Source organism: Curtobacterium sp. 'Ferrero' (assembly GCF_002412165.1).
Classification (GTDB): domain Bacteria; phylum Actinomycetota; class Actinomycetes; order Actinomycetales; family Microbacteriaceae; genus Curtobacterium.
On record NZ_NXIA01000002.1, the window covers coordinates 74,086 to 88,374 of the forward strand.

Here is a 14,289-nt window from a genome sequence, read left to right on the forward strand (position 1 = left end):
TCGTCCGGTCACGGTCGTCCCGTCACCGTCGTGCAGTGCGCCCCGTCGGGACAACACCGTCCGTCGACACATTGTGCATTGCACAACGCCGATGTCCACCGCGCCGGAGGACGCGGCGCCGGACCCTGCGGAAGCCGAGCAGGGTTAGCATTCGGGACGACATGACGACGACGACATCGACCCCCCGGGTCCGCCGCCCCGGCAGCACGGCGGTGGCCGTCCTGGTGGCGGGCACCTTCTTCATGGAGCTGCTGGACGGCACCATCCTCGCGACCGCCGCGCCGGCGATGGGGCGCGACCTCGGGGTCGACTCGGCCGCGGTCGGCGTGGCGATCACGGCCTACCTCGTGACGCTCGCCGTCTTCATCCCGGTCAGCGGCTGGATCACCGACCGCGTCGGCTCCCGCACGGTCTTCGCCTCCGCGATCGCCCTGTTCACGGTGGCGTCGGCGCTCTGTGCCGCGTCGACCGGACTCGTCGACCTGACGCTCTGGCGCATCCTGCAGGGACTCGGCGGCGCGCTGATGGTGCCGGTGGGTCGGCTCATCGTGCTCCGGAGCGCCGGGCGCGACCAGCTCGTCACCGCGATCGCGATCCTGACCTGGCCGGCACTCGCCGCACCGATCATCGCGCCGTTCGTCGGCGGCGTGCTCGTCGACACCCTCACGTGGCACTGGATCTTCCTCGTGAACATCCCGCTCGGGGTCGTCGCCTTCGTCGCGGCCCTCGTGCTCGTCCCCCAGGAACGTGCTCCGGAACGGGTGCCGTTCGACTGGCTGGGCTCCCTGCTCGCGTGTCTCGGGCTCGGCGCGCTCGTCGTGATGGCCTCGCTGCTCGCGCTCGACACCATCCCGGTGCTCGCCGTCGTGCTGTCCGGCGTGGTCGGGGCGCTCTGCTGCTGGCTGGCGATCCGGCACTTCCGCCGGGCCCCGCACCCGATCATGGGGCTCGGCTCCTTCCGCCTGGAGACCTTCCGGGTGTCGCACGCGGGAGGGAGCCTCTTCCGCCTGGCCGTCTCGGCGGTGCCGTTCGTGCTGCCGCTGCTGTTCCAGGACGCGTGGGGGTGGAGCGCCGTCCTCGCCGGGTCGGCCGTGCTCTGGGTGTTCGTCGGGAACCTCGGCATCAAACCGATGACCACCCCGTTCCTGCGGTGGTTCGGCTACCGTCCGGTGATCATCGTGTCCTCCGCGGTGGCGGCGCTGAGCGTGGTGGCGATGGCCTTCACGACCCCGGACACCCCGTTCTGGCTGCTCGCCGTGCTCCTCGTCGTGAGCGGTGCGGCCCGTTCGGTCGGCTTCACGGCGTACAACACGATCGCGTTCGCCGACGTCGAGCAGGCCGACATGACCCCGGCGAACACCCTGTCGTCGACGCTGCAGCAGACGGCCGCCGGCTTCGGTGTCGCGGTCGCGGCGGTCGTGATCCGTGCCGCTGCGGGGCTCGACGGGTCGGGGCCGTACGTCGTCGCGTTCTGGGTGATCGCGGTCCTGCTCGCCGTCGCATGCGTCGAGGGGGTCCTCATGAGCCGGACCGCTGGCGACACGGTGCGGCCCGTCCGGCGGGTCCGTGTCCGGACCTGACGGCCGGCCCCCACATGCCGGCCCGTCCGGCCCGTCCGGCCCGTCCGGCCTGTCCGGGCGGGTCCGCGTCCGTTCCTGACGGCCCGCCTCCACACCGCCGCTGTCCGTTCGCGACCAGGTCACGCGCACGAAACCCGTCCCGCGCTACAGTCTCAGCTACCGTCCGCGGTCGCCGAGTACCGTGACCGCGGCAGGGTGCCCGGACCGTCCCGGGTTGACCGGGACGAACCACCGGCCGACACGGCACGGCCCCGGAACAGCAGGACACCCGCACCAGCAGGACACCCGGAACAGGAAGGCAGCATGGCCGCTCCGCAGCAGCAGGGGACGATGGATCCCGACGCCGACGTGCAGCCGACCGCACTCCGCGTCGTCAGCTACAACCTCCGCGAGCACACCGCGAACGGCGAGCTCGCATCGCTGGCGGAGTCGTCACAGGCCGACGTCCTCTGCGTGCAGGAGTGCGACTCGAACGACCTCGCGCCGACCGTCGGCGGACTGACCCTGGCGGCGTCGACCAAGGCGAACCGGCTCGGCCTCGCGATCTACAAGCGCGACGACCGGTTCGACCTGCGGGACTTCACGATCCACTCGCTGCAGAAGTCGCTGCACGACCGGGTCCTCGCGCCCGCGCACGAGCGGCTCATCGCCATGCACCTCCGCGACACCGAGGCCGACGCCGAGGTCATCGTCGCGTCGTTCCACGCCTCACCGCTGACCGCGACGAACTCCCTGCGCCGGAAGCAGATCGAGGCGGCGCACCAGTTCGTCCGCGACCTCTCGAGCGAGGCCCCCGCGATCATGGTCGGCGACTTCAACTACCCCTGGTTCCAGACGAACCTGCGCCGCAAGATCGAGGCGCACGGCTTCGCCCTGTCCCTCTCCGACCAGCCGACCTACCTGCGGTACCGCAAGTTCACCGGGCACTTCGACTTCGCCACGAGCGTCGGCCTGCACATCGCGGGCGTCGAGACACTCCCTGCCGGAGTCTCCGACCACCGGCCGATCCTGGTCCGGGCGCACTACGAGCACCCGGGCGACACCGCCGGCTACCCGACGGTCGACGCCCCCGCCGCCTGACCCCCGGCGCACGTCCGTCGCGCCCCGGCCCACAGACGCGCTGGTCGCGCGACGTGCCGTCGGCGTGCTGCGTTGGTCGCGGAACGTGTCGCCTCGCCGGGAGGTGAGCGGCAGGTCCTGCGACCAGCGCGGGTGCGACGCGACCGCACGACGGACGGGAGGCGCGGTGCCCGCCCGCACCGCGCCTCCCGTCCGCCGCCTGGTCACGCCCGGCGACCTGGCGCCGCGTCAGCGACGCAGCGTCGCCCGCGCCAGACGATTGCCGAGGAACTGCCCGAGCTGCACGATCACGACGATCGCCGCCACGGACACGTAGACGATCCACCAGTCGTACCGCTGCGAGCCGTAGGTGATCGCGTACTCGCCGAGACCGCCACCGCCCACGATCGCGCCCTGCGCCGTCATGTCGACGATCCCCACGTAGATGAACGTGTAGCCGAGGATGAGCGGGCCGAGCCCCTCCGGGATGAGCACGGTGAGGAGGATCGACAGCGGGTGCGCGCCGGACGCCCGAGCGGCCTCGACCACGCCGGGGTCCACCGCCAGCAGGTTCTGCTCGACGATCCGGGCGACCGCGAACGACGCCGCGAACGAGATGGCGAACGTGACCGCGGGGACGCCGATCGTGGTGCCGACGACCTCGCGTTGGAGCGGACCGATCGCGGCGAGGAGGATCACGAACGGGATCGGTCGCACGATGTTCACGGCGACGTTGACGACCGTGTGCACCGTCCGGTTGCCGAGCAGGTTCCCCGGCCGCGTCGCGTACAGCGTGAGCCCGAGCGCCAGCCCGATCACACCGGCCACGACCAGCGAGATGACCGTCATCACCAGGGTGTCCCGCACCGAGGCGAGGAAGACGTCGAACGAGTCGATCACGCTCTGGAAGGTGTTGTTCACGCTGCGGCCTCCTCGTCCACGGTCGTGCCGGCGTCGCGCAGGGCGGCGATCGCCCGGTCGACCGCGTCGGGGTCGTCGCTCGTCAGCTCGTAGGTGAGCGAGCCGATGCGGCGCTCTCGGATCTCTCCGACGCCACCGAACACGAGCTCGGCCGCGACGCCGTGCGTCCGCCAGGCGGCGTCGACCCGGTTCTGCAGGCCGACCTCGTCGGTGACCTGCACGGTCACGAGTCGGCCGGAGTGGTGCTCGCGCAGTCGCGTGAGCTGCTCCGCGGTCGGGCGGTCGTGCAGTGCGGTCCGGACGAAACGCTGCGCGGCCGGGGTCTGCGGTGCCGCGAACACGTCGTACACGTCGCCGACCTCGACCACGCGACCGTGCTCCATGACGGCGACGCGGTCGGCGATCTGCCGGACGGCGTCCATCTCGTGCGTGATGACGATGATCGTCACGCCGAGCTCCCGGTTCACCCGGCGGAGCAGTCCGAGGACCTCCGACGTGGTGTCCGGGTCGAGGGCGCTGGTGGCCTCGTCGGCGAGCAGGAGCTCCGGATTCGACGCGAGCGCACGGGCGATGCCGACGCGCTGCTTCTGCCCGCCGGAGAGCTGCTCCGGGTAGGCGTACGCGCGGTCGAGCAGTCCGACGAAGTCGAGGAGCTCCGCGACCCGACGGTCGCGTTCCTGCTTGCCGACCCCGGCGACCTTGAGCGGGTACGCGACGTTGCCGGCGATGGTCCGGGAGCGGAACAGGTTGAACTGCTGGAAGATCATCCCGATCCGCCGACGCGCCTGCCGCCGGTCCCGCTCGGGGATCGCCGTCAGCTCCTGGCCGGCGACCGTCACCGACCCGGAACTCGGCAGCTCCAGGGCGTTGACGAGCCGGACGAGCGTCGACTTGCCGGCGCCGGAGTACCCGATGACGCCGAGGACCTCGCCCTGGTGCACGTCCAGGGAGACGTCCTCGACGGCCACCACGGTCTCGCCGGTGTCGGCGCGGCGGTAGTGCTTCGAGACGCCGCGGAGTTCGACGAGGGCGGGCACTACTTCCCGGCCGCCTTCGCGTCCTGCTCGACCTCGGCCAGCTCGTCCTGCAGGTCGGAGGCGCTCACGTTGCGCGCGACGGCCTGCGGGTAGTCCCTCTTGAAGGCCTGCTGCACGGAGCTGTCCTGGAACAACTTCGCGAGCGCCAGGTAGGTCGAGTCGTCCTTGTCGGCGTTCCGGACGGCGAAGACGTTGACGTAGGGGGCCGCGCTCGCGCTCGAGGGGTCGTCCTTCGAGATGATGTCCTGCACCGGCAGGCCGGCGGCGGTCGCGAAGTTGTTGTTCACCACGGCCGCAGCGACGGAGCCCTGCTGCAGCGCGTTCGCGGTCTGGGACGCGTCGAGCGTCTGCACGTCGACCTTGTGCGTCTCGATGTCGGCCGTCGTCGAGAACGCGCTGCCACCGTTCTTCAGCGTGAGGAGCTTCGCGTCCTGCAGCACGAGGAGGGCACGCGCCTGGTTGATCGCGTCGTTCGGGATCGCGACCTTCGCGTCCGCCGGCAGGGCCGAGGCGCTGTCGTACTTCGTCGCGTACAGGGGCAGCGGGTAGACGGCCGTCGAGCCGATCGGCTGGATGTCGTCGTTCGAGGTGGTGTTGTAGTCAGCGAGGTACTGGATGTGCTGGAACTGGTTGATGTCGATCTGACCGTCCTGCAGGGCCGGGTTCGGCAGCGAGTAGTCGGAGAAGTTCACGAGCTGCACGGTGACGTTCAGCTTGTCCTTCGCGAGCTTCGTGTACGTCTTCCAGTACGGCAGGGCCTTGTCGGTCACCCCGATCTTGACGGTCTTCGCGGCACCGTCGGCGACAGCGCCCGAACCGTCGTTCCCGCCCGCACGGACGGCACCGACGATGACGGCGACGACGATCGCGACGACGATGACGGCCGCTGCGACGATCCAGCCGATCGGGCGCCGGCGCTTCGGCTTCTCGGGCAGTGCAGGTGCGGACATGGTGCTCCTCGTGGGCTCGCGGTGGTGACGGCGGCTCCGGTGGCGCCTGGTGCAGGCGGGCCGGTCGGCCGCTGCGTGCCCCGAGTGTGGCCCGTGCCCCGTGCGGGCCGCGAGTTGCGTTCCGCCGTGTTACAGCCGTGTGACAGCGCCGTCCGGTTCACTCGGACGGGTGCGGAGCATCGAACTCGTCCTGACCCCGGCCTCGGACGCCGCGGTGCGGGCGGCGTGGGACGAGCTCGTGTCCGACGGGCTGCCGAGCCTCGGCCGCCACGTGTCGGAGTCGAACGCGCCGCACGTCACCCTCGTCGCAGGACCCGACCTGCCGGTGCCGTCGCGCATCGACGCGCCCCTGCCCGCCCGGCTCCGACTCGGCGGCGTCCTGCTCTTCCCGGCCGGTCCGGAGCGGTCGGTCCTCGTCCGGGCGGTCGTCGTCGACCCGGCGCTCGCCGCCTTCCACGCGGCCGTCCACCGAGCGGTGCCGGGTGGCGTCGACACGTCCCTGCCCGGAGCGTGGTCGCCGCACGTGTCGTTCGCCCGCCGGGTCCGCGACGCCGACCTGGCGCGAGCGCTCGCGGCGCTCCGGCGTGCGCCGCTGCCCGACGAGCTCGAGGTCGGTGGTCTGCGCGCCTGGGACGGGGAGACGAAGACGGTCACCCCGCTCGCGTGAGCGGCGTGGCGGACGCGGGACGGGCCTCCCGGCCGGTCGCGGGCTGGGCGGGCGCGGGTCCAGCGGGCACCCCGCCGCGTGGTCGGTCGCCCGTGGTCGGTCGCCTGTGGTCGGTCGCCTGTGGTCAGTCGCCCGTGGTCAGACGCCGAGGACGCGTTCGGCGAAGGCGGAGCCGAACACGCGATCCGGGTCCGCTGCGCGGACCAGGTCGCGGACGGCCGGGAGGCGCGGGTACAGCCCGGCGATCGTCGTACCGTCCAGGGAGCTCATCTTGCCCCAGTGCGGTCGCCCGTCGAAGGGGGCGAGCAGGCCCTCGAGGTCGGGCAGCAGCGCCGCGACCTCCGTCGGGTGCTTCTTCCACGTGAAGGCGATGCAGAGGACGTCCTCGCCCTGGGTCGGACTCAGCCAGAAGGGATCGGCGGCCATCGTCCGCAGCTCGCAGACGTGCAGGTGCGGCTGGATGCGGTCGGCCAGGGTCCGGACCGCCTCGAGCGCGGCGGCGGCGTGCCGGAGCGGGACGAAGTGCTCGCTCTGCACCTCCGACCCGACGCTCGGCACGGACTCGATCGGGAAGTGGGGGAGTCGGTCCCACCACGGTCCGACCGACCCGTCGCGCGCGGTGTGGTGGCCGTCACCCGGGGAGCCGGGCAGCCGGGATGCGCCGACCAGGTCGTCGGGCACGGCCACGTCGGTCGCGCCGTCGGGCACCCGGGACTTCACGAGGACCTCGCTGACCTCGTCGCCGAACACCGTGTAGGAGCACACCGAGTAGCCCGCGGCGTGGATCGCGGCGACGTTCGCGGTGAAGACGTCCCAGGGGAACGGGCCGTAGGTGTCCTGACGCATGTCGTACGTCGGCTCGACGTCGAGCGTCACGCGCGTCACGATGCCGAACAGTCCGAGGTGGAGGACCGTGCCCGCGAAGTCGGGGTCGTCGCGGTGGACGGACCGGAGCTCGCCGTCCGGACCGATCAGCTCGAGGGCACGGACCGCGGTGCTCAGTGAGCCGAGGGCGGTGCCCGAGCCGTGCGTGCCGGTGGCGACCGCGCCGCCGATCGAGATGTGGGGGAGCGACCCCGTGTTGTGCAGGGCGAAGCCGGCGCGGTCGAGGTCCGGCGCGACGAGACCGTACCGAGTGCCCGCGCCCATCGTCGCGGTGCGTGCCTCCGCGTCGACGACGAGGTCCGTCGGGATGCCGGTGAGGTCGAGCAGCACGCCGGGGGTGTCGGCGACGTCGTTGAACGAGTGCCGGGTGCCGAGGCCGTGCACGCGCGGGGAGCGGGCGACGAGCTCGGCTGCCTCGGCGATGCTGCCCGGCCGGACGATGCGTTCTGCCGTGTAGGTGACCGTGCCGGACCAGTTCAACTCGCTCGTCGTCGACCGCATGGTGCACACGATGCCACGCGCGGCCGACACCGGTGGGACGGGTGCGACCCCGTCTTCTGTGTTCCGCGCCCCCGCACCCACGTGTTCCGCGCCCCCGGACGAACATCGCGCCCCGGACGAACGGGGCGCGGTGTTCGTCCAGGGGCGCGATGTGGGGCTCGCACTCGACGGGCGTCGTCCCGACGGGCGCGACGCGGCGACAGGCGGCGCGACGGCCGGCGTCAGTGCACCGCCGGTGCGGGTGCGCCCTCCGGGGTCGATGGGCGACGCACGAGGGCGGCGGTCACGATGCCGAACAGCGAGATCACTGCGCCGACGAGGAACGCCGTCCGGACGCCCACCGCGGTGGCTGCCGCGACGTCGTCCGCGCCCGTGCTCGCCGCACCGGCAGCGCCGATCGTCAGGAGCGTCACGAAGAGCGCCGTGCCGGCCGCGCCCGCGAGCTGCTGGGCGGTGCCGAGGACTGCACTGCCGTGCGAGTAGAGCCGGGGCGGCAGCCCACCGAGCGCCGCGGTGAAGAGGGGCGTGAACGTCAGGGCGAGTCCGACGCTCAGGACGACGTGCGCGCCGAGGACGAACCACACGCTCGTGTCGGTGCCGACGGTGGCCAGCCCCCAGAAGACGGCGCTCACGATGATCGCGCCCGGCACGAGCAGCACGCGCGGACCGCGGCGGTCGTAGATGCGCCCCACGACCGGCGAGAGCAGGCCCATGATCAGGCCGCCGGGGAGCAGCAGCAGGCCGACCTGCAGGACCTCGAGCCCGAGGACGCGTTCGAGGTAGATCGGCAGCAGGATGAGCGTGCCGAACATCGCCATGAAGCTGATCACCATCGCGACGATCGGGATGGTGAACCCGCGCGTGCGGAACGTGCGGAGGTCGAGCAGCGCCGAGTCGGTGCGCTGCAGCCGCGTCTGCCGGAACACGAACACTGCGAGCGCGGCCACCCCGACGGCGAGGGACAGGACCGGCACGAGCGGCCCGGTCGAACCGGCCTCGCCGATGCTCGACAGCCCGTACACCAGCCCGCCGAAGGCGAAGGCGGACAGCACCACTGAGAGCACGTCGATCGGCGCCGAGCGCGGGGTCGACACGTTGCGGACCTTGACCGCACCCAGTACGAGCGCCGCGACGGCGATCGGCAGCACGAAGCCGAACAGCCAGCGCCACGAGAACGCGTTGAGGATCAGGCCGGAGATCGTCGGTCCGATCGCCGGTGCCACCGAGATGACGATCGAGATGTTGCCCATGACCCGTCCGCGGTGCGCCGGCTCGATGAGCGTGAGCACCGTCGTCATGAGGAGCGGCATCATGATCGCGGTGCCGCTGGCCTGCACGATGCGTCCGACGAGCAGCACGGCGAAGCCCGGCGCGAGGAGCGCGACGAGGGTGCCGGCGGAGAACAGGCTCATCGCCCACACGAACACCGGGCGGGTGTCGAACCGCTGCAGCAGGAACCCGGTGACCGGGATGACGACGGCCATGGTGAGCAGGAAGCCGGTCGTGAGCCATTGACCGGTCGCCGCGCTGATGCCGAGGTCGTCCATCAGGCGGGGCAGCGCCACACCCATGATCGTCTCGTTGAGGATGACCACGAAGGCCGAGACGAGCAGGAGCCCGATCACGAGCCGGGTCTCGCCGGGCGAGGGCTGCGTCACGCTCCCGGTGCGGGGCGGGGTGTCGACGGCCTGGGTCATGCGGGGCTCCTGGTGGATCGCGACGTACGGGACGAGGGCGCCGGAGCGCAGACAGGGCAACCGCCTGAACGGATTCGATTATTCCGTCCCCGTCCGACATCCGGCAGGCCCCGAGGACGAGATCCTGGTGATCGCCTCCGTGCGCCGCGTTCAATGGAGGATCGAGAACCCCTCGACGTCCCCGTGCGGCACGACCGGACGCAGCGTCACGTCCGTCACCGTGGCTGACGGCGGCCCGGCGTGCAGCAGTTCCATGAGTCGGTCGACCGCTGCGCTCGGCCCCTCCGCCTCGACCTCGACCGTCCCGTCGAACAGGTTGCGCGCGTACCCGGTCAGCTCGAGGCCGTCGGCCTTGCGTGCCGTCCAGTAACGGAAGCCCACCCCCTGCACGGTCCCCGACACCACCGCGTGCATCCTCGTCACCGTCGTCATGTCCATCACCGTAGAGGCGCGCCCGGCGAACGAGTTTTCGGCGGTGTTACCGACTCGTGAAACCCGGTGATAGAGTCATCCCAACCCGAACACTTCGAGTCACCATGACACAAACTCCTGATCCCATCCGCGTCGCGGTCTCCACCGTGATCGTCGCGTTGCGCCCGCACCCGGACACCGGTGCCCCGGCGCTCTGGATGCCGCTCGTGCGTCGCGTCGCGGAGCCGTACGAGGGGTCGTGGGCCCTGCCCGGAGGCTGGGTCGGAGCCGACGAGGGGCTCGAGGACTCCGCCGCTGCCCGCCTCCGCGAGACCACCAACGTGCAGCCGCGCTACCTCGAGCAGCTCTACGCGTTCGGCGACGTCGACCGGTCCCCGAGCCGGGTCGTGTCGATCGTGTACTGGGCACTCGTCCACCCCGACGAGGCGAACGTCGTGCCCGACGACTGGAACGTCCGCTGGTTCCTCGCCGACGAGCACCCACCGCTCGCCTTCGACCACGACCGCATCGTCGAGTACGCCCTCTGGCGGCTCCGGAACAAGATGTCCTACTCGCGGATCGCCCAGGCGTTCCTCGGCGACCGCTTCACCCTCGCCGAGCTCCGCGGCGTCTACGAGGCCGTGCTCGGGCGGGCACTCGACCCCGCGAACTTCCGCCGGCAGGTCGAGCGCACCGACGCGGTCCTGCCCACCGACGAGACCACGAGCGGCGGCCGGCACCGTCCGGCGCGGCTCTACCGCTCGAACCCCGACCTCGCGTACGCCGACAACGGCCCGCTCACCCCGAACCGATAGGAACCACCGTGTCCATCGCGACCACCATCGAGCTCATCTCCAACGGCAGGGCCGACGGCAGCACGTGCACGCCGGACCTCGCGATGCCCACGTGGGACTTCGACAGCCGGCCCGGCTACGGCCCCGGCTCGTCGATGTCCGACGTCATCCCGACCGGAGCACCACGCCAGGGCGGCATCCCCGAGGAGTACAAGACCGCGAGCGACGAGGAGCTCCACGAGCGCATCGAGCGGGCGAAGGCGACCCTGGGCGACCGGGTCGTGGTCCTCGGCCACTTCTACCAGCGCGACGAGGTCGTCCGGCACGCGGACTTCCTCGGTGACTCCTTCCAGCTCGCGAACGCCGCGCTGACCAAGCCCGACGCCGAGGCGATCGTGTTCTGCGGCGTGCACTTCATGGCCGAGACCGCCGACATCCTCGCCCGGGACGACCAGCGGGTCATCCTGCCGAACCTCGCCGCCGGATGCTCGATGGCGGACATGGCCGACATCGACAGCGTCGAGCAAGCCTGGGCAGAGCTCACCGAGGTCTACGGCACCGAACCGGACGCGGACGGCCGCGTGCCGGTCATCCCCGTCACCTACATGAACTCCGCCGCCGACCTCAAGGCGTTCTGTGGCCGCAACGGCGGCATCGTCTGCACCAGCTCGAACGCCGCGACCGTGCTCGAGTGGGCGTTCGAGCGGGGACAGCGCGTGCTGTTCTTCCCCGACCAGCACCTCGGACGGAACACCGCGAAGGCGATGGGGATCAGCACCGACCTCATGCCGATGTGGAACCCGCGCAAGGCCCTCGGCGGCAACGACGTCCGCACCCTGCAGGACGCCCGGGTCGTGCTGTGGCACGGCTTCTGCTCCGTCCACCGCCGCTTCACCGTCGACCAGATCGAGCAGGCCCGTCGCGACCACCCCGGTGTGCAGGTCATCGTCCACCCGGAGTGCCCGATGGCCGTCGTCGACGCGGCGGACGCCGCCGGCAGCACCGACCTGATCCGCAAGACGGTGGCCGCGGCCACCGAGCCGACCACGTTCGCGATCGGCACCGAGATCAACATGGTGAACCGGCTCGCCGCCGAGTACCCGCAGCACACGATCTTCTGCCTCGACCCCGTCGTGTGCCCCTGCTCCACCATGTACCGCATCCACCCGGGCTACCTGGCGTGGGTGCTCGAGGCGCTCGTCCGTGGCGAGGTGCTCAACGAGATCGTCGTGCCGGCGGACGTGCAAGCTGACGCCAAGGTCGCGCTCGAGCGCATGCTCGCCGCCCGACCGCGGGACTGACCGTGCACGTCGTCATCGTCGGCTCGGGCATCGCCGGGCTCACCACCGCGATCCGCGCGAGCAGCCGTCACGACGTCACCCTCGTGACCAAGGGCGCGCTGACGGACGGCGCGACCGCGTACGCCCAGGGTGGGGTCGCGGTGGCGCTCGGGGCGGACGACTCCGCCGCGCTCCACCAGGCGGACACCCACGTCGCCGCGGCCGGCAGCGCGGACGCGAGAGCGGTCGAGGTGCTCTGCACCGACGGACCGGCCCGCGTCCGCGACCTGCTCGCCCTCGGCGTGGCGTTCGACCGGACCACGGACCCCGGCAGCCTCGACCGCCACGGCGACGACCTCGCCCGCGGTCGCGAGGCCGCGCACGGTCGCTGGCGCGTCGTGCACGCCGACGGCGACCAGACGGGAGCGGCGATCGAGCGGACCCTCGTCGACGCCCTGCACCGTCGGCACGTCACCATCCTCGAACGCACCTGCCTGGTCGACCTCGTGGTGCGCCACGGCGCGGTCGTCGGCGTCGACGTGCTCGACCTGCTCGGCGAGCCGCGTCGCATCGACGCCGACGCCGTCGTGCTCGCGTCCGGCGGCGCCGGCCACCTCTACCGCGAGACCACCAACCCGCTCGTCGCGACGGGGGACGGGCAGGCCGCCGCGTGGCGCGCCGGTGCCGTGCTCGCCGACCTCGAGTTCGTCCAGTTCCACCCGACCCGACTCGCGGTCCCCGGCGGCGGGCTCGTGTCCGAGGCCGTCCGCGGCGAGGGTGCCGTGCTCCGCGACGCGCGCGGCCGTCGGTTCATGACGGCCGTGCACCCGGACGCCGAGCTCGCCCCGCGGGACGTCGTCGCTCGGGGCATCGCCGCCGCGGTGCGCGACCAGGGCGGCGAACCGGTGCTGCTCGACGCCACCGGCCTCGGCCCCGACCACCTGGTCCGACGGTTCCCCGGTCTCACCCGGGCGACCCGAGCCGCCGGGTTCGACTGGACCCGCGAGGGGGTCCCGGTCGCGCCCGCCGCCCACTACTCGATGGGCGGGGTCGCCACCGACGCCGAGGGGCGCACCAGCCTGCCCGGACTCCTCGCCGTCGGGGAGGTCGCCTGCACCGGCGTCCACGGTGCCAACCGGCTCGCGTCGAACTCGCTCCTCGAGGGCCTCGTCTTCGCCGTCCGCGCAGCGGACGCGCTCGACGGTCCGCGCCCCGGCAGGCTCCGCCTGCGTGGCGACGCCGACCTACCGGTGACCGACGTGGCGGACGCAGGTCGTGCCTACCGACCGGACCGGACTGGAGGCACGGAGCACCGCACCGACGTCGTCGACGTCCGCAGCGTGGTCCAGTCCGTCATGACGGACCGCGTCGGGCTGCTGCGCGACGCGGCCGGGCTCGCGAGCGCCCGACGGGACCTCGACCGACTCGGCGTCCCGGACCCGACCGGCGTGCGCGAGCACGAGGACCGTGCCCTGCTCGCCCTCGCCCGCCTGACCGCCCTCGCCGCCGAGGCCCGGACCGAGTCGCGCGGCGCCCACGCCCGGACCGACCACCCCGACACCGACCCGCGGGCCGCCGTCTCGACCGGCTGGGTCGCCCAGCACGCCACCGTCCCCCAGGAGGTACCCGCATGACGACCGTCGACCCCGGCACGATCCCGCAGCACGCACTCGACCGGGTGATCGCGACCGCGCTCGAGGAGGACGCCCCCTGGGGCGACGTCACGAGCGAGACCCTGCTCCCCGCGGACGCCGTCGCCACCGCGACCCTCGCCGCCCGCGAACCCGGGGTGCTCAGCGGCGGCGGAGTGTTCGTCGCCGTCATGCACGCCGTCGACCCCGCGATCACCGCCGAGGTGCACGCTGCCGACGGTGAGCGGTTCGCGGCGGGGGACACCCTCGTCACCGTGAGCGGTCCGGCGCGGTCCGTGCTCCGGGCCGAGCGGGTGGCACTCAACCTCGTCCAGCGACTGAGCGGCATCGCCACCCTGACCGCCCGGTACGTCGAGGCCACCGCCGGGACACGCGCACGGATCGCCGACACCCGGAAGACCACGCCGGGACTCCGTACACTCGAGCGGTACGCGGTCCGGTGCGGCGGCGGGCGGAACCACCGCACCTCGCTCTCCGACGCCGTGATGGCGAAGGACAACCACCTGGCCGTGCTGCTCGCGAGCGGTGTGGGCATCGGCGACGCGATCCGTTCCGCCCGCGAACGGCTCGGGCACACCGTGCACCTCGAGGTCGAGGTGGACCGGATCGACCAGATCGAACCGGTGGTCGCCGCCGGCGTCGACACGATCATGCTCGACAACTTCTCGCCCGACGAGCTCGTCGCGGGCATCGCGGTCGTGGCCGGGCGGGCGCTGGTCGAGGCCTCCGGCGGCGTGTCGCTCGACACCGTCGCCGCGATCGCCGCGACCGGCGTCGACGTCATCTCGGTCGGAGCGCTCACCCACTCGGCACGCGCGCTGGACCTCGGCCTCGACGTCGCGGTGACGGCCTGAC

At 72.3% G+C, this 14,289-nt stretch carries 13 protein-coding genes; 7 read left to right on the forward strand and 6 right to left on the reverse strand.

Annotated elements, in window-relative coordinates; genetic code table 11:
* Nucleotides 1–161 precede the first annotated feature (161 nt).
* Both Csp2054_RS02390 and Csp2054_RS02395 read left to right on the forward strand, forming a co-directional pair.
* On the forward strand, nt 162–1,580 hold the full coding sequence (locus Csp2054_RS02390) for an MFS transporter (protein WP_096897716.1): 1,419 nt from the start codon (nt 162–164) through the stop codon (nt 1,578–1,580).
* A 303-nt stretch (nt 1,581–1,883) separates the two neighbouring features.
* Nucleotides 1,884–2,660 (forward strand): endonuclease/exonuclease/phosphatase family protein, encoded by a 777-nt coding sequence (locus Csp2054_RS02395; RefSeq protein WP_096897717.1) that lies wholly within the window; start codon nt 1,884–1,886, stop codon nt 2,658–2,660.
* Nucleotides 2,661–2,888: 228 nt separating this feature from the next.
* On the opposite strand, the gene Csp2054_RS02400 is transcribed toward Csp2054_RS02395, so the two are convergent.
* Genes Csp2054_RS02400 through Csp2054_RS02410 form a run of 3 tightly spaced genes read right to left on the reverse strand, consistent with a single transcriptional unit; the run spans nt 2,889 to nt 5,547 of the window.
* Nucleotides 2,889–3,560 carry a methionine ABC transporter permease gene (locus tag Csp2054_RS02400; protein ID WP_255252583.1) on the reverse strand — a complete coding sequence of 224 codons (672 nt, stop codon included), beginning with the start codon at nt 3,558–3,560 and terminating at the stop codon, nt 2,889–2,891.
* Complete coding sequence (locus Csp2054_RS02405) at nt 3,557–4,597, reverse strand: methionine ABC transporter ATP-binding protein (RefSeq protein ID WP_096897718.1); 1,041 nt, start codon at nt 4,595–4,597, stop codon at nt 3,557–3,559. Before Csp2054_RS02405 ends, Csp2054_RS02400 begins: the two co-directional genes overlap by 4 nt.
* Nucleotides 4,597–5,547 (reverse strand): MetQ/NlpA family ABC transporter substrate-binding protein, encoded by a 951-nt coding sequence (locus Csp2054_RS02410; protein WP_096897719.1) that lies wholly within the window; start codon nt 5,545–5,547, stop codon nt 4,597–4,599. The genes Csp2054_RS02405 and Csp2054_RS02410 overlap by 1 nt, the downstream gene beginning before the upstream one ends.
* 169 nt (nt 5,548–5,716) lie before the next feature.
* On the opposite strand from Csp2054_RS02410, the gene Csp2054_RS02415 reads away from it, so the two are divergent.
* Nucleotides 5,717–6,214 carry a 2'-5' RNA ligase family protein gene (locus Csp2054_RS02415; protein ID WP_176491517.1) on the forward strand — a complete coding sequence of 166 codons (498 nt, stop codon included), beginning with the start codon at nt 5,717–5,719 and terminating at the stop codon, nt 6,212–6,214.
* Nucleotides 6,215–6,352: 138 nt separating this feature from the next.
* On the opposite strand, the gene Csp2054_RS02420 is transcribed toward Csp2054_RS02415, so the two are convergent.
* The 3 genes from Csp2054_RS02420 to Csp2054_RS02430 form a co-directional block, all read right to left on the reverse strand.
* Nucleotides 6,353–7,600 (reverse strand): D-arabinono-1,4-lactone oxidase, encoded by a 1,248-nt coding sequence (locus Csp2054_RS02420; protein WP_141399090.1) that lies wholly within the window; start codon nt 7,598–7,600, stop codon nt 6,353–6,355.
* Between the two features lie 221 nt (nt 7,601–7,821).
* On the reverse strand, nt 7,822–9,297 hold the full coding sequence (locus Csp2054_RS02425; RefSeq protein WP_096897722.1) for an MDR family MFS transporter: 1,476 nt from the start codon (nt 9,295–9,297) through the stop codon (nt 7,822–7,824).
* 150 nt (nt 9,298–9,447) lie between these two features.
* Nucleotides 9,448–9,729: an acylphosphatase gene (locus Csp2054_RS02430; protein WP_255252584.1), complete on the reverse strand. Its 282-nt coding sequence runs from the start codon at nt 9,727–9,729 to the stop codon at nt 9,448–9,450.
* A 104-nt stretch (nt 9,730–9,833) separates the two neighbouring features.
* Between Csp2054_RS02430 and Csp2054_RS02435 the strand changes: the two genes are divergently transcribed.
* Genes Csp2054_RS02435 through nadC form a run of 4 tightly spaced genes read left to right on the forward strand, consistent with a single transcriptional unit; the run spans nt 9,834 to nt 14,288 of the window.
* Entirely contained in the window at nt 9,834–10,523 is a 690-nt protein-coding gene (locus Csp2054_RS02435) for an NUDIX hydrolase (RefSeq protein WP_096897723.1), read from the forward strand.
* A gap of 8 nt (nt 10,524–10,531) precedes the next feature.
* Nucleotides 10,532–11,803: a quinolinate synthase NadA gene (gene nadA, locus Csp2054_RS02440; protein WP_096897724.1), complete on the forward strand. Its 1,272-nt coding sequence runs from the start codon at nt 10,532–10,534 to the stop codon at nt 11,801–11,803.
* 2 nt (nt 11,804–11,805) lie between these two features.
* Nucleotides 11,806–13,416 carry an L-aspartate oxidase gene (gene nadB, locus Csp2054_RS02445; RefSeq protein ID WP_096897725.1) on the forward strand — a complete coding sequence of 537 codons (1,611 nt, stop codon included), beginning with the start codon at nt 11,806–11,808 and terminating at the stop codon, nt 13,414–13,416.
* Nucleotides 13,413–14,288, forward strand: coding sequence for a carboxylating nicotinate-nucleotide diphosphorylase (gene nadC / locus Csp2054_RS02450; protein WP_096897726.1), 876 nt, complete (start codon nt 13,413–13,415; stop codon nt 14,286–14,288). The genes nadB and nadC overlap by 4 nt, the downstream gene beginning before the upstream one ends.
* The last annotated feature ends 1 nt before the right edge of the window (nt 14,289 follow it).

Coding starts and splice junctions, on each gene's coding strand:
- Csp2054_RS02390 (WP_096897716.1), top strand. CDS start 162: ATGACGACGACGACATCGACCCCCCGGGTCCGCCGCCCCGGCAGCACG.
- Csp2054_RS02395 (WP_096897717.1), top strand. CDS start 1,884: ATGGCCGCTCCGCAGCAGCAGGGGACGATGGATCCCGACGCCGACGTG.
- Csp2054_RS02410 (WP_096897719.1), bottom strand. CDS start 5,547: ATGTCCGCACCTGCACTGCCCGAGAAGCCGAAGCGCCGGCGCCCGATC.
- Csp2054_RS02420 (WP_141399090.1), bottom strand. CDS start 7,600: ATGCGGTCGACGACGAGCGAGTTGAACTGGTCCGGCACGGTCACCTAC.
- Csp2054_RS02425 (WP_096897722.1), bottom strand. CDS start 9,297: ATGACCCAGGCCGTCGACACCCCGCCCCGCACCGGGAGCGTGACGCAG.
- Csp2054_RS02430 (WP_255252584.1), bottom strand. CDS start 9,729: ATGACGACGGTGACGAGGATGCACGCGGTGGTGTCGGGGACCGTGCAG.
- Csp2054_RS02435 (WP_096897723.1), top strand. CDS start 9,834: ATGACACAAACTCCTGATCCCATCCGCGTCGCGGTCTCCACCGTGATC.
- nadC (WP_096897726.1), top strand. CDS start 13,413: ATGACGACCGTCGACCCCGGCACGATCCCGCAGCACGCACTCGACCGG.